17 protein-coding genes are annotated in these 15,544 nt (G+C 39.5%); 1 reads left to right on the top strand and 16 read right to left on the bottom strand.

Annotated elements, in window-relative coordinates; all coding sequences use genetic code 11:
• Positions 1–97: 97 nt before the first annotated feature.
• Positions 98–691, top strand: coding sequence for a YdbC family protein (locus JNUCC25_RS05235; RefSeq protein ID WP_013055735.1), 594 nt, complete (start codon positions 98–100; stop codon positions 689–691).
• 32 nt (positions 692–723) lie between these two features.
• Here JNUCC25_RS05235 and rpiA read toward each other — a convergent pair whose 3' ends face one another.
• The 16 genes from rpiA to JNUCC25_RS05155 form a co-directional block, all read right to left on the bottom strand.
• Positions 724–1,392 carry a ribose-5-phosphate isomerase RpiA gene (gene rpiA / locus JNUCC25_RS05230; RefSeq protein ID WP_013055734.1) on the bottom strand — a complete coding sequence of 223 codons (669 nt, stop codon included), beginning with the start codon at positions 1,390–1,392 and terminating at the stop codon, positions 724–726.
• Between the two features lie 82 nt (positions 1,393–1,474).
• Positions 1,475–2,065, bottom strand: a complete 591-nt coding sequence (locus JNUCC25_RS05225) for a hypothetical protein (protein WP_013055733.1) — start codon at positions 2,063–2,065, stop codon at positions 1,475–1,477.
• Between the two features lie 131 nt (positions 2,066–2,196).
• Positions 2,197–2,955, bottom strand: a complete 759-nt coding sequence (locus tag JNUCC25_RS05220) for a carbon-nitrogen hydrolase family protein (protein ID WP_064471362.1) — start codon at positions 2,953–2,955, stop codon at positions 2,197–2,199.
• Between the two features lie 68 nt (positions 2,956–3,023).
• Positions 3,024–4,286 (bottom strand): PTS ascorbate transporter subunit IIC, encoded by a 1,263-nt coding sequence (locus JNUCC25_RS05215; protein WP_454222874.1) that lies wholly within the window; start codon positions 4,284–4,286, stop codon positions 3,024–3,026.
• 3 nt (positions 4,287–4,289) lie between these two features.
• Positions 4,290–4,565, bottom strand: coding sequence for a PTS sugar transporter subunit IIB (locus JNUCC25_RS05210; RefSeq protein WP_013055730.1), 276 nt, complete (start codon positions 4,563–4,565; stop codon positions 4,290–4,292).
• Positions 4,566–4,580: 15 nt separating this feature from the next.
• Positions 4,581–6,608, bottom strand: coding sequence for a BglG family transcription antiterminator (locus tag JNUCC25_RS05205; RefSeq protein WP_223272330.1), 2,028 nt, complete (start codon positions 6,606–6,608; stop codon positions 4,581–4,583).
• 160 nt (positions 6,609–6,768) lie between these two features.
• The gene (gene murQ / locus JNUCC25_RS05200) at positions 6,769–7,683 is read right to left on the bottom strand and encodes an N-acetylmuramic acid 6-phosphate etherase (RefSeq protein WP_029324935.1); all 915 of its coding nucleotides are present in this window, start codon (positions 7,681–7,683) and stop codon (positions 6,769–6,771) included.
• Positions 7,684–7,718: 35 nt separating this feature from the next.
• Positions 7,719–8,612 carry a BadF/BadG/BcrA/BcrD ATPase family protein gene (locus JNUCC25_RS05195; protein WP_029324934.1) on the bottom strand — a complete coding sequence of 298 codons (894 nt, stop codon included), beginning with the start codon at positions 8,610–8,612 and terminating at the stop codon, positions 7,719–7,721.
• A 4-nt stretch (positions 8,613–8,616) separates the two neighbouring features.
• Positions 8,617–9,705, bottom strand: coding sequence for a DUF871 domain-containing protein (locus JNUCC25_RS05190; RefSeq protein WP_029324933.1), 1,089 nt, complete (start codon positions 9,703–9,705; stop codon positions 8,617–8,619).
• Positions 9,702–10,037, bottom strand: coding sequence for a PTS lactose/cellobiose transporter subunit IIA (locus JNUCC25_RS05185; protein WP_013055725.1), 336 nt, complete (start codon positions 10,035–10,037; stop codon positions 9,702–9,704). The genes JNUCC25_RS05190 and JNUCC25_RS05185 overlap by 4 nt, the downstream gene beginning before the upstream one ends.
• A gap of 17 nt (positions 10,038–10,054) precedes the next feature.
• Entirely contained in the window at positions 10,055–11,200 is a 1,146-nt protein-coding gene (gene anmK, locus JNUCC25_RS05180; protein WP_013055724.1) for an anhydro-N-acetylmuramic acid kinase AnmK, read from the bottom strand.
• 1 nt (position 11,201) lies between these two features.
• On the bottom strand, positions 11,202–12,518 hold the full coding sequence (locus tag JNUCC25_RS05175; protein ID WP_029324931.1) for a 6-phospho-beta-glucosidase: 1,317 nt from the start codon (positions 12,516–12,518) through the stop codon (positions 11,202–11,204).
• Positions 12,519–12,534: 16 nt separating this feature from the next.
• Positions 12,535–12,801: a hypothetical protein gene (locus JNUCC25_RS05170; protein ID WP_013082025.1), complete on the bottom strand. Its 267-nt coding sequence runs from the start codon at positions 12,799–12,801 to the stop codon at positions 12,535–12,537.
• A gap of 54 nt (positions 12,802–12,855) precedes the next feature.
• A complete protein-coding gene (locus JNUCC25_RS05165; protein ID WP_057274422.1) occupies positions 12,856–14,157 on the bottom strand; it encodes a PTS sugar transporter subunit IIC in 1,302 nt (433 codons plus the stop codon).
• 82 nt (positions 14,158–14,239) lie between these two features.
• The gene (locus JNUCC25_RS05160) at positions 14,240–14,545 is read right to left on the bottom strand and encodes a PTS sugar transporter subunit IIB (RefSeq protein WP_013055720.1); all 306 of its coding nucleotides are present in this window, start codon (positions 14,543–14,545) and stop codon (positions 14,240–14,242) included.
• 14 nt (positions 14,546–14,559) lie between these two features.
• Entirely contained in the window at positions 14,560–15,414 is an 855-nt protein-coding gene (locus JNUCC25_RS05155) for a MurR/RpiR family transcriptional regulator (protein ID WP_029324929.1), read from the bottom strand.
• Positions 15,415–15,544: the final 130 nt, after the last annotated feature.

Below are 15,544 nucleotides of genomic sequence, written 5' to 3'. Positions count from 1 at the left end.
TGTATGGCTTTTAAAGGGGGGATATGTCTATGATTTTCCTCTTTTTAGAAGGATTTTTCCTTCATTTATCGAAGTAATTAATTGAGGTGATGGGAGAATGTTGACAAAAATTGTGAAATGCAGCATACCGACTGATAAAAAAGCATCTTTTTCATATACGCAACAGCATTGGGCTGCTCTTGCACACGTGAATGGTTTCATTGGCCAATTAGGGGGTTGGAACGTGGAAGATGAAACAGATGCTTGTATTCTAGCTCTGTGGGAAGATGGAACAACTTATCAAGAATTCATGAAGCATACTCATGATTCTATTTTTTATAAAAGCAAGCAGGATCAAACATATACGAATTTGGACGTTTCAACATCAGATCCGTCCTACTTCATAGGAGCACGCTACAATTATTATCGAAGCAGCGCCATTGAAAGCCGTTATTTAGTAAAGACGGAAATTGAAGTCGATTTTTACGACAAAGAAGATATCCATGAGATGGTAAAAAGCTTGATAAATCCTTCTTATCGCTGTTTATCTCACGTTGTATCACCAATCGAGCATAGCAAGCTTGTCATTTTTTCATTATACGGATCTGCTTGTCCGCAAAAAACAATTGATACTTTCGTTCATCCAAATGTACTGAACGCGTCTCAATACATATATCAATTAGAGAAAAATTGGAACGTTCTTTCCAATTAAAAAATAGAAGCCTAGGCCCGACGCCAAAGCTTCTATTTTTTTATGATATGAACATCTTGGTTTTGTACGGTAATGACTTCCTCCGTCATTCCTACAAACAAACCGCTCTCTACTACGCCCGGGATCCTTATCAGCTGTTTTTCCAACTCAGCAGGATTTTCAATTTCTGAAAAATGGCAGTCTAGAATGTAATTTCCGTTATCGGTGATAAACGGGGTATGATCATCTAAAAGCCTAAGCTGCGGTACACAACCTGCACTGCGAATGTGCTTCGCCGTCATTTCCCAGCCAAAACGTATAACTTCAACAGGAAGAGGAAAAGCTCCTAGCGTCTTCACTATTTTCTTAGAATCCGCAATCACAATAAACCGCTTCGCTGCGTACGCAATCATTTTTTCTCGAAGCAGCGCGCCTCCTCCTCCTTTAATTAAAGAAAGTTCGCTATCCACTTCATCCGCTCCGTCAATTGCTATATCAATATATTCAACATCCGCTAAGGTAACAATGGGAATACCTAGTTTCCTTGCCAGCTCTTCTGTTTTTTGAGAAGTAGGAACCGCTTTAATGTTTAATCCATTTTTTACTCGTTCACCTAGTTTTACAATTGTATAATAAGCTGTTGAACCTGTCCCTAGCCCTACAATCATTCCATCTTCCACAAATTGTGCTGCTTTTTCACCAACTGCTTGTTTTTCAATCATACAAAGGCCTCCTTACTCATATTGTACCCGTTTACATAAAAAAGAAAAAGTATTATGAACCCTTACGAAAAAACTCAGCTGACTATTGAGCTGAGTTTTTTTGAAACTGTGTATTTAGAAGAATTTTTTCTACCCAATACTGCTGTTTTGTACTGTTTGTCTGTTCGCTGCTTTTTAGTTCAAACGTATAGTAAATATACTTGTCTGAATAATCATCATTCACATAAGCATGATAAATGCTATACTTTCCATCTCTTGTTTGTTTTTTCACATAAATCGTTGCATTTTTACCTTTTAACATGTAATCAGGCTGAAATGCATCCAATTTATTTTGAGCTGCTTTGCTTTTTTTCTTAGAAAATAAAGCCGTTATTTTCCCAGCATTGTATGAATCATTTTCCTTCGTTGATGCTGTCCATACTTCACTTTCATCTTCACTGCTTTTATAAGAAGATTTATGAATAACATACTGAAGCGGAAACCACATCCTATATTGATTGGTATCCGAAGTAAATAATTCAAATCCATTGTCTGTTTGTTCGTGATCGACCAAAAATGTACTCGTAAACTTATCTGCCTGCGCTTCACTTTTAAATTTCCCGCTTTGAAACAGCCAAATTCCTACGGCAATGACCAATGCTCCAGCTACTGATGCGGCTTTTTTTCGATCCATTGTTTCCACACACCTTTTAATACCCCTTTAACTTTCGATAATACCATATTGATGTTTATATCGTCATAAGGAGAAATAACCAAAGGATTATCAGAGCGCACATGCTAATTTAACTAGAAAAATAAACTTTTTTACAATAGTAAATTTGATAACAGACGCTGAGCTAACAGGCGGTTAGCCTCACCGGGCTCTATCGTATACGTTAGCAGTTCTTGCTTTTCAGCTTTCGCTTTTATCAAACATTCACCCTTTGGAGAAAGAAGAGAAGTCGTGCTTTTTTGGTTCTCTAAGGCATAATTCACGCTTGCAAAGTAAATACCATTCTCCGTACTTCTTGCAATCATTGCATAATCATAAAATTGCGGATCTGGTACTTCACCAGTAAACTGTGGATGAAACACAATGCTTGCTCCTCTTACAGCAGCCCATCGGACAGTTTCAGGATAGCGCCATCCCTCATGGCAAATAACAATACCGAATTTCACGCCGTTTATTTCAAACAACTGGCGGCCATTTCCAGGCTTGTAACCAAATTGATCTTCTGCTGGATCAATTTGATTTTTAGTTTGATACCCTAATTCTTTTCCATTTTCATCAATTACAAAAGCAGTTAAATGCATACCAAGTTCGTCGCGCCACTCCAGTGGTAAAATTACGTTGAGCTTTAACTGTTTGGCAAACAACTTAACTTTATAAAGCGTATTTTGTTGAATTTCGTGATTGTATGTCTCAACTTCAAAACCAACTCCTCTAAGTCCCGGCACAATTGATTCTGGAAAACATACAAGGTTACATCCTTCTTCTGCTGCTTGTTTCATACAATTTTCTACCGTTTCTGCACCCTCTGCGGCTGACTTTGGAAATCTCACTTGCGCTAATCCAATTTTCATTCATTGCTCCTCCACTTCCAATATCATAAAAAAACTCATGCTACTAGCGTAACATGAGTTTTTTATCTTTACGTAAATAATTTAATTAGCATGCTAAGAAGAATACCTACCGCACTAAAGTCCGAATCTCCAAATGTTGTGCCTTTAAAACCTAACGACGCGAGAACAGGCAGTAAAATAGCCGGTAAAAAACTAATTAAGATTCCATTGGCAAATGACCCGACCACTGCTCCTCTTCTTCCCCCCGTCGCATTTCCAAATACTCCAGCAGCTGCTCCCGTAAAAAAGTGCGGAACGAGGCCTGGCACGATAATACTTAGACCAAATAGAGGCAAAAAGAACATTGAAATGAGACCTGCGATAAAGCTTGAAAAGAATCCAATGACCACTGCGTTAGGAGCAAATGGAAACACCGTTGGACAATCTAGAGCTGGAATGGCATTTGGTACCGCTTTGTCAGCAATTCCTTTAAATGCTGGTACAATTTCTGCTAAAAGCATACGAACACCCGCCAGCACGACATATACTCCTGCTGCAAAGGTGATTGCTTGAATTAGCGAGTACACAATAAAGTTTTGACCCCCGCTTAATTTTGTTTCGATAAATGCAGGACCTGCAAAAAGTGCAACAACAATAAATAAAACGGTCATGGTCAGTGAGACAGAAACAGATGTATCCCGAAGAAATCCTAAGGATTGAGGAACTTTAATTTCTTCTGTTGTTTTTTCGCGATTTCCTACTCGCTTGCCGATAAATCCTGCTACTAAATAGCCTAAGGAACCAAAATGACCAACGGCAATATCGTTTGACCCTGTAATTTCACGCACATACGGCTGAAGCAGTGCAGGAAATAAAACCATTAAAATACCTAATAATAGTGCACCGATCAAAACCAAAGGTGCTCCCGTTAACCCGCCGGTAGATAAAATTGCTGCAATCAAACAAGCCATAAACATGGTTTGATGCCCAGTTAAAAAGATATACTTAAATTTCGTGATGCGCGCGATAATGATATTTACAATCATACCTAAAAGCATAATCATCGCTGTTTCTGTACCAAACGTTTGTTGAGCTACAGCTACAATTGCTTCATTATTAGGAATGATCCCTTCAACGGAAAACGCTTTATTAAACATTTTCCCAAACGCTTCAAGTGAAGCAATTAATATGTTAGCTCCTGCTCCTAATATAAGAAAACCCATAATTGTTTTTAACGTGCCTGATACAATATCTGCACTTTTTTTCTTTTGAAGCAACAAACCGATGAGCGCAAACAACCCTACTAGAATAGCCGGTGTTCCTAATATATCTTTCATAATTAAATCAAACATGGCTTACGCCTCCACGAAGTATTTTTGCAGTGCTCCTTTAATTTCCGCTTGATTTAAAATGTTTTGCAGTGCCACGACCGTGCGAGTGCCATCATCCAATTGATTTACAATATCTGCAGATCCTAAATAGATATCTGCCTGCTCCGTTTTACTAGTTGTTAAATCCGTATGAGATACCTGTGCTTCAACACCAAGCTCTACTAAAATTTTCTTTACATTCATTTCCACAATAAAACTGCTTCCTAAACCGTTTCCGCATACAACTAAAATCTTTTTCATTTTTTATCTCTCCTTTTAATTTGAGTAAGCTTCAATTAACGCAAGCATTTCTTGTTTTGTATTCATAGCAATAAGCTTGTCAATATTATCGTTTTCAGATAGCATCATTGAAAGCTGTGACAGTGCTTTTAAGTGGGTTTCATTATCAGTAGCAGCAAGTACGATAATAAGCTGCGCTCCGTGCTGTTTTTCAGTAGAAAAATAGACCGGCTCCTTTAAACGAAGCATGCTCATACCCACACGATTTACACCTTGTTCCGGTCTTGCATGAGGGAGCGCAACTTTTGGCGCAATAACAATATAAGGGCCTAACTGCTCTACACTTTTGATCATTGCTTCTACATAAGAAGGTTCAATATATTCATAGTTCAACAAAGGCTTGGCAGCCAGCCTAACAGCTGATTTCCAATCATCTGCTGAATCTGTAAGCTGCAAGAATGGCTCTTGCAATACTTCATGCAACATTGGCTTTTTATCCTCTCTTACCATTTTTTTAGATTGCTGTATCACTAGTTTTAAATTAGCTAATAGAGCTGGTTCATCTTGAATATTTGCATGCTGCTTAATAATACCCATGATGGCTTGAGTGGTTAGCTGAGAAGAAGCTGGTTCAACTAAGTCGATTAACCGCTGCTTTTCATCATCCGTTAAAATAGGATTCACAAGCATCACGTTCATTCGCTTTTTTAATGGCGTAGTTGTAATAACTAAATCATAGGTTTCTTTAAACTGCTCATAATCTCTTACCGTCATTGGCCCTATCAATTCAGCATCTGTTAACAGTTGTTCAAGCTGATACTGAAGCATACGGGACGTTCCAATTCCATTGGCACAAACAATAACAATACGCTTTTGCTTTTGCCTTCCCTCTTGTTTTTTCATCCACCCTCCGAAATGAAGAGCAAAATAAGAAATTTCGTCTTCATTAATACGTGTTTGAAGGCTGTTTTCCAAAGGAAGCAACGCTTTTTTTGTCAGTTCCACTATATCCTGATACTTTGTTTGAATAGCCGAAAGCATAGGGTTAGGGAGGTGAATATTATAGAGAAGCCTGTAATAAGCCGTCTTCAAATGAATATATAAATTTTGTTCAAGACGATTTCGATCTTCAAATACCACACAAGCATATGCTTGAAACCGCGATACCATTTCTTTTACAATGGTTCTCATCCAATCATCACTATCTGCTTGATTTACTACATTTACTTTTGCACTTAGTAAAACCGTGGCCAGATAATGTTTTTCATGAGGTGGAAAATCAAATCCTAAAACGCTTTCAATTTCTTGCAGCGCTTTGTACTGCCTGGTTTTTTCTAATTCTTCTTTTCTAGTAATCAAGGCGTCTACATAGCGCTTGCCTCCAATACGCTGAATACAGCACGTGAGCATATAGGCTAATTGCGTCAGCATCTTGTCTGTAAACGCCATTCCCAGTTTATCTTCACACTCTACAAGCCAGTTATAAATCAGTGAATATTCGTAATCTGCTTTCATAACCCTTTTCAACAACTCTTCTTGATGTTGACTTAATAATTCTGTAATGTGTATATAAAGCAAATTTCGAATGTCGCTTTCAGATCCTTTTACCTCGTACCCATCTTTATAGCTGTATGTCAAAGATATGCCTTTCTTTGCCCACTTGTTTTTTAAGTCTTTAATATCTTGTAATACAGTGTTGCGACTAACTTCTGTTTCATCCATGAGCTGCTGAGTTCCAATTTTTCCCCCTCGAAGTATACACATCAAAGCAACGTATATTTGACGGTCCTCAACTGATAAGTAAGCAGATGGCATAACATGAGAAAATTGTTTAGCAACTTGGTCCTTTGCTTGATCGTTTAGAAAAAAGCCTTTTCCATATGTGTACTGAACAAACTCTAATTCTTGCTGACACAGCCAATCGTTAATTTTCTCAATATCATAATAGATGGTACGTCTTGACACTTGAAACTGCTTCATTAACTCTTGTACTGATATAAATGTTGCGGCTTGAAGCAAAACTTGCAATACGGCCGTACTGCGTTTGTCTAACAAATGAATCACCTTCAGTCCAATTCGTGCACAAATTGAAATACTTACTATGTTTTATGCTTTTACTATACTACGGGGCTTGCAAAATGATTAGACCGAATTCACCCACATACATTGTGCAAAAAATGTGCTCAACAAAAAAAAGAAGTGCTGTATGCACTTCTTTTAAGGGTTAATCTTTAATCTGCTGTTCCATTGCTTCTCCAATGGCTTTTTTTAAATGTCCGTCATGTTTATCAAGCAGCCGATGCACCTCATCACCTTCTATAGAAGTAAGAAGCGCAAGAATGGCGGCTTTTGGCGTTTTGTATGTTTGTAAACTTTCCGCTGCCTCCTCTGGTGAGACGCCTGTTAGTTCCGCAATAATATTTTTAGCACGCTGTACGAGTTTATCGTTAGTCGGCTGTACGTCTACCATTAGATTACTGTAGACTTTACCGATTTGAATCATAGAAGCGGTCGTCAGCATATTAAGAACAAGCTTTTGAGCAGTTCCGGCTTTCATTCTTGTTGAACCTGTTACAACTTCCGGCCCTGATTCTGCTACTATTGCATATTTTGCTTCTTGTTCCATAGGTGATCGAGGAGAATTTACAACACAGCCCGTTACTGTCCCCAGGCTGTTTGCATACGCAAGCGCTGAGAGTGTATAAGGAGTTCTTCCACTTGCAGCTATACCTACAAGAATATCTTTATTTGATAAATTAATCGCTTTCAAATCTTCTATCGCTTGTTTCTTGTTATCTTCTGCTCCTTCTAACGCATGACGGAGCGCTTTGTCTCCCCCGGCTATGATCCCAATTACTTGTTCGGCAGGTGTACCGAATGTTGGTACACATTCAGATGCATCTAACACACCTAGCCGCCCGCTTGTCCCTGCTCCGATATAAATAAGACGTCCGCCTTGTTTAAAAGCACTGACAATTTCATCTACTAACAAAGCAATAACAGGCAGCACCTTATTGATTGCATGAGGCACTTGATGATCTTCTTCATTAATTTTTTTTACAATTTCCAGACTTGATAATTCATCAATGTTTAAGGTTTGCGGATTGCGTTTTTCAGTTAAGATATGATTTAAGTTCACTGTGATCCCCTGCCTTTTCCACCATCATTTTTTCTCTATTTATACTCGTTCATGAACAGCTGATAAGCTCCTTTAGCAGATGATACTCGCTGTGTTGCCCACTGGATATGCTTTATTTCTTTCTCACATGCTTTTTTATAAACATCAAACACTTCTGGAACTTCCGTTAAAATGCTGCCTTTGCATGCCAGCAAGCAGCTCCCTTCAAACCGCTGTTTCTTATATAAATGAAGAGTCATGTTTGCAAGGTGCTTTCCAGCTTGTTGAAGAATGTCACTTGCTTCTTGTTTATGATTTCTTGCTTGATTTACAACAAGCGGAGTGAGTAAAGCAACTTCTGATTTAGGAGATGAATAGACAAACTTTTTTATATCGTGTATGGTATCTGCTTTTACATGTTGCAAGATTGTCTGACTAAGGCTGCTGTACGGACGGCTTTGATCATGCTCCTTCGTCAGCAATATCAGTGCTTGAAGACCAATCCAATATCCGCTTCCTTCATCTCCAAGAAGGTGTCCCCACCCTCCTCCGTATTCGTATACCCCGTCTTTTTTTCCAATGCTGACGGCTCCAGTTCCTGCAATGGTTAATATCCCGTCTTTTCCATGCAGTAGTGCTTCGTGTGCAATCATGGCGTCATCATATAAACCTACTTCTACCTGATAACGATCATAAAAATATCTTTTTATTTCTTCCTTAGATAATGCTTTACTTCCAGCAAGTCCTAGTGAAATGCCTTTACATGTATAACCAGTAAGCGCAGTTTTGCACGCCGTAATACATTCATCAATATGAGTAATAGCCGTATTGTAATTAATGAGTAAATTTCCATAGCCGCTTTTTGAAGCAGCGAGCTCTTGACCGTTTAAGCTGTAAGCAACGGCTTCTGTTTTTGTTCCGCCCCCGTCGATACCAATAATATAGTCCATTTTATCACCGTTCACAAAAAGCAAATTTGTCCCATGGCTGCAGTTCATTTAGTAAGAATATTTCCTCTTCTGCAATGCGTCCTACTACGTTTGTTTTACCTGAGTTTTCCATGTCTAACAGCGCAATTTGCAGCTCTCCTTTGTACTGTCCGTAGAGTTCATTTTCTATTAAAATATCGCCTCTTCGAATGGAAGGAGTATGCGTAGGCTTAAATTCTTCTTTTTTATATTTTACTCGGCTTTGCGTAGAGCGAATTAAATAATCGGATACGTCTCCGCGGTAAAAATGAAACTCTTCCAGCACAATTTTTTTCTCAAGTTCAGTAATCGTATCATACAGCGTCACATTAAAAGTAAAGCGCTCTTGCTGAACAACATCACGCAGCGCCTTCATTTCTTCTTCTGATGCATAAGCATTGGCAATAATTGCACAATCAATCAACTCCGTTTTAAAAAGATGCTTAGCCTGCACGTCGACCGGAAGCGTGCGATGCATTTCAAGCGTACAAAGCCCTTCAGTAACAGGCCACGGTCCAAACGTAGCGCTTGGTGAATTAATAAAGGCTGCTGTTTCAAGGTTATGTTCTTTAAACAATGCTGAACACTTTACAAAGTGATCATACGACAATCCTGCGTATCGATGAGGATAAAAATTATGCGACCCCAATAGCTGTTTTCGGTTTGGCTGGTAACTTAAAATATTATCCACATACTTCGTCGCATTGCTCATATTAATTTCAATTTTTAAGCCGTATGGATTAAAAGTCATAATAGACTCTTCATTTCCCGTATACCCTAGATCAAGGCGAATAGCATAAGCCCCTAATTCGTGAAAAAAAGATAAGTCATCATAAGAAATGCCAAGCGCTCCAAATACGCGAGGAGCAATATCCACTACTACTTCCATCTTTAGCTCATTGGCAAACTCAATAATTTCTTTAAAATTTGCCATTACTTTTTTCTGATCGCCTTCAACAGAAAGCAAGCATGTAAAAATGCGGGTAAATCCGTATTGATGCGCAAGTGCTATATACGCTTTATCTTTTTCGACAGTCGAATGTTCCGGGTAAATCGCAATACCTAGCTTTTTCATTGATTTTCGCCTTCTTTTTTAAATTTTTTAATAAGCTTAATCATATGTTCAATTAATTTTTGCTCTGAAATAGCCGTCATTAAATGATCTTGTGCGTGAATTAAAAGCAGTGACTTTTCAATTGTTTTTCCGTTCAATTCACGTTGAATAAGCGCAGTTTGCGTTTTATGAGCATGACTGAGCTCTTCTTGAGACTGCTTTAAAAGCTCGTCAGCTTTATTAAAATCATAGTCTTCAGCTGCTTCTAACGCTTCATATGCAAGTGACCTAGCATTTCCTCCATATGCAATAAGTTCAAAAATTTCATTTTCCATATTTGCTGCTTCTGTCATTTCTTCCATCCCCTTTTTTATAGTGGTGCAGGCGTAATGTTTCCTAGTATTACAGGAGACAAGGCGCCAGTTGCGCTTGGTACATTGCTTGGATAACCTGAAAGTGTTTCATTTGCAAGCACCGCAAATGCTACGGCTTCTTTTGCTTCTGAAGACATTCCTATTTCTTCTTGTGTATACACCCTGCAGCGCTTCCCGAGCTGCGCTTTAATCATATTCATCAGCGTATTATTATAACTTCCGCCTCCTCCAATAATCACTTCGTCAATAGAATAGGCAGGAAAAATAAATGTTTCATAGTGATGTACAATGGATGATGCCGTGAACATAGTAATCGTAGCTAGCAGATCTTTCTTTTTATGTTTGCTATATTTCTCTAGCAGTCTCTTTGTGTACTGTGTACCGAACAGCTCTCTTCCCGTCGATTTAGGAGGAGAAAGCTTCATGTAATCATGATTCATACAGTCTTCTAAAAGCTCTGAAATAATCTTTCCTCCAGCTGCTAAACGCCCATTTTCATCAAATGAAACATTAAAAAGCTGCTGACACGCTTCATCTATCATCATATTTCCCGGCCCCGTATCAAAAGCTACTACCGGTATAGGAGGGTGTTTTGGAGGAATCAACGTTACATTTCCAATACCTCCAATGTTTTGAAGCAGCCTTGTATAATTATTGTGGCTGTACAAAATCCGTTCCGTGTGAGGAACTAACGGAGCACCTTGCCCGCCTGCTGCCATGTCCATCACTCTGAAGTTTGCTACTACCTTCGTTTTGGTTTCATAGGCAATAACAGCCGGCTCTCCAATTTGGAGTGTAGACATCGCTGTACTTCCCGAAGCATAAGGCTGATGGTAAATGGTTTGCCCATGCGATCCAATAACATCTATTTGTTCAAGAGAAAAGCGGGCTTCTTGGCACACTTTTTTCACTGCATCTGCAAACGCATAGCCAAGTTTAAAATTCAAGCTGCAGATCAGCTGGACATTTGAATGTTCAAAAGAAAGCGCCTGCTCAATTTCCTTTTTTAACTGAGGTGAAAAAGGCATGGTAATGAAATGAAGAAGCTTAACTTTACTTTCATAGCCGCTTCCTTCAATTTGAACAAGAGCTGCATCAATTCCATCAAGCGACGTTCCTGACATAAGTCCAACAGCATACATACTATGCGTTCACTTCCTTAAAAAAAGCAGGTAAATACTCGCGATGAGCTTGAAGCAGTTCGTCTAAGACCGACTTAGCCAGCTCGTCACTTGGAACAAGCGGATTAATACTCAGCGCAACCAGTGCTTTTTCATAAGATCCTGTAACCGCAGCTTCTGCCCCTACTCGTTCAAACGATTTAATTTGCTGCACAAGTCCATTCACTTCTACCGGAAGTTCACCGACAGTGAGTGGTACCGGCCCTTGCTTTGTTACTACACAGTTTACTTCAACCGCAGATTCGTTTGGGAGTGAGGAAATAGCGCCATTGTTTTTTACATTTAATGTTTGAATATCGCCTTTATCGTTATGAATGGATGAAATTAAATTGCATGCAGCATCGCTGTAATAAGCGCCTCCTCGTTTTTCCAGCTGCGGTGGCTTACTTTCTAGATTTGGATTTTTATAGAGTTCAAAAAGCTCGGCTTCTAATGCTTTGACCACTTCAGCGCGTGTGGTACCTGACTGAAAGGCCAGAAGCTCTTCTGCTAATATTTCGTTTGTTTTGTAGTAGTAGCGGTGATAAGGACATAAAATCACGCCAAGAGCTTCCAAAAAGTCCGGTTGCCACGGAATAGGAGCTATGTTTCTCATTGTTACTTGGGACTTTGGATCACTTAATCGCCGAATGACTTCTTGCGTTACTTCCTTTCCTTTTGCATACACATGCAGTCCATATACCAAGTGATTTAACCCTGCAAATTCAATGTGAACATCTTCTTTTTCTATTTGAAGCAAGCTGGCGATGGAGTTTGTCATATGTACAGGCAGGTTACAGACTCCTACTACTTTAGAATGCTTTCCGTAGCGAAGCAGTGCCTCCGTTACCATACCTGCAGGATTTGTAAAATTAATAAGCCAGGCGTTTGGACAAACTTCGTGTATTTCCTCGGCAATTTTCAACAAAACGGGTATCGTTCGCAAGCCCTTAAATAATCCTCCCGCCCCGTTTGTCTCTTGACCAATCATTCCGTACTTAAGAGGGATGCGTTCATCTTGAATACGCGCATCAAGCTGACCTACTCTAAGCTGTGTCGTTACAAAATCAGCATTTATCAACGCTTTTTGTCGATCAAGCGTTAAATGAATTTCCATATCAACACCTGCTTTTTTGACCATTCTTCTCGCAAGTGCTCCTACAATTTCAAGCTTCTCTTTTCCTTCTTCAATATCTACAAGCCATAGCTCTCGAATTGGAAGCTCATCATATCGTTTAATAAACCCTTCGACCAATTCCGGTGTGTAGCTTGATCCTCCCCCTATTGTCACTACTTTCATTTTTTGTCCCTCCTTGTTAAAAAACGGCTAAATATGTAACGGCTGTGCACCCTATTCCAAGCAAAACAAAGCGTATACAAACGGCGGTTTTAGATAAAGCTGCGTTTGAAAGCCGAATGGAAATAAATGTTGTAAGCAGCGCTGCTGATAGACTTGTAATGGCAAATAAACTATGCTGCGCTGATAAACCAGCATACTGCAGCAGAGGTGTAAAAATAACGTTGCAAAGAACCATGGTTAGCAGAAATAAAAACACAGTTTTATATCGAAACCGAACAAACATTGACCCTCACTCCTACTAAAGAGATAGAAGCCAAACAAGTTGGCTTCTCTTTCTTTACATTTGAACTGAACTATCGGATGGTGCAACCGTTGCTTCATCGCTTTTTTCCATTTCGACCATCTTTCGGTCGTACATTTTAAAGAACGGAAGATAAATGACAACAGAAATAGCAATATTGATAATGACTAGCACAACCGCCCGCCAGTCTCCTCCGGTTGATAGATAAGCTCCGATCGGCGCCGGGAGCGTCCATGGAACCATTACGTAGGTTGGCGTAATAAGACCTGTCGCCGTTGCTGCGTATGAAATGATCGTTGTAATAATCGGGATAATGATAAATGGAATAATTAAAATAGGATTTAAGACAATTGGCAAACCGAAAATAATTGGTTCGTTAATATTAAAAACCGCTGGAATAAAAGATGTCCTAGAAAGCGCTTTCGAATATTTAGATTTTGAGAAAAACAGCATCGCTAAGGCAAGACCTAGCGTCGCTCCAGATCCTCCAATCCAAACAAACCACTGAAAGAACGTTTCAGGTGCAATATACGGAAGTGTGGAAGCTCCGTCCGCTACCGCTTCAGCATTTTTTGCTAAGTACACTTCCCATACAGGCCGTGCCACTGTTCCAACAACAGAGACGCCGTGGATTCCGAATGACCAGAAAAACGTGATTAAGAAAACCGGTATTAACACTCCTGCTAAACTATCTCCAGCTTCCACAAGCGGAGCAACTAGTTTATCAACTAAATGATGAAGGTCGATACCTAAAACAATCGTAATAATTGTCATAAGTACAACAACAATAGCCACTGGAATCAGCGCTTCAAAAGACCGTGATACTGAAGGAGGCACTTGTTCCGGCATTTTAATGGTGACATTTTTTGCTTTACAAAACCTGAGAATCTCGACCGATAAAATCGATACAATCATCGTCACAAATAAACCGTGACCTCCAAGGTTTGTCATTGGCAGCATAAAGCCTTCTTCTTCAATCAGCTTTGGAGTCACCGTAAGAAGTAGTGCAGCTACTGCAATTTGCGCTCCTGACAGCGGATCGAGATTATAGCTTTTAGACAAGTTGTATCCTATCCCAAAGGCTATATATAAAGACATAATAAACATCGTTACGCGATACGGTATTAAAATATTCGCGCTGTTATCAGCTGCCCATTTCGCGATTGTGCTATCTTGCGGCACAGGCGGAAATGCTAGAATCAAGAAAAAACTTCCGATAATGATAAACGGTAAAGCGGAAATTACACCATCGCGAATGGCTTGAAGATGCCGCTGTTCCGATAACCTGGCCATAGGTCCTGATAAATTGTTCTCTAAAAACGACACAAATTTGCTCATATACCCTTTCCCCCTCTATATTCTCCCCTTGTGTAAATAAAACCCCTTATCTATTTAAAAAGCAGGAATACACCTGCTTTTCTTAGCTAACGAGCTGTTGAACCGTTTTAAAAAGCGTTGGACCTCCAAGCGGCGTATAAGCCTGCGGCGGAATAGGTCCGCATGGAACGGAAGCTTTATCCGCTTCTGCTTTAACTGCGTTAAACCGGTGACGAATCTGCGGTGCAACCATTACAACGTCCCAGCCCTTTTGAATTTCCTCTGCCACTTCATTTGTTCCAATTGCCAGCACTTCCATATCCGTTCCGTGCTTCTGTGCTTCCGTTTTTAATGCTTTTACCACAATCGCACTTGACATTCCTCCAGAACATACAAACAATACCTTCATTTTCTCGTTTCCCCCTACCTCTTTATTTTTTGAATTACATTATGTGTATCGATTATGCGTTCAAACACTTGATTGCCTTTTTGAATACATAACCGTATAAACATCGCATCTACAATGGCTAACTGAGCAATACGAGCGCTCATCGTTCCAATTCGAATATGCTGTTCTTCTACCGAAATAGTCAGCAGAATATCAGCTAATCTAGAAGCTGGCGATGATCCGTGCTGCGTTAGCAAAATGACGGCTGCTCCTTTGTCTTTGGCTATTTGCATCAGCTCTACCACTTCTTTTGTTTGACCCGAAGTGGATACCACAAACAGCACATCATCTTTTGTCATATTTGTAGCCATCACCATTTGAACATGACTATCTAATGAAAACAGAGCCGAAATATCAATTCGAAGCAGTTTATACTGAGCATCTAGTGCAACTACAGCTGATCCTCCCGCTCCGTATAAAAACACTCGTTTCGCTCCATGAATAGCTTCCGCAGCTGCATCAATTGCAGAAGTGCTCACTAATCGACTTGTATTCATCAGTGCGCTCATACTTTTGCTTATGACTTTTTCAAGCACAGCATCGGTCTCATCTTCAAAATTAACTGGAAGATTCGGCAGCTGTTCGGTATTCACCTTATGAGCATCTTTTGCTAATTCAATCTTTAATTCTTTAAAACTATTAATGCCTACACGCTGACAAAAGCGAATAATCGTAGCTTCGCTGCACTGACACTGCTTAGCTAGCTGTTTGGTCGTTAAGTTCAACGTGGTCGTGGGATTTTCTAGAACGTAATCGGCTACTCTTCCTTCAGCGGGACTGTAATGATTCATTTGTGCATCGATTAAAGTAAGTACGGAAAATTGGCGCATGAATTCCTCCATCGTTAAGTAACGTATTTCTAAAACATTCTTTAAATTACCATTATTATATTTTTTCTGAAGTTTAATTTCAATATTTTTCTGATATTTTTAAAACTTTATTTTATTTTTCAGAATATTT

This window comes from Priestia sp. JNUCC 25 (assembly GCF_053667915.1).
This window is presented reverse-complemented; position numbering and strand designations above follow the sequence as displayed.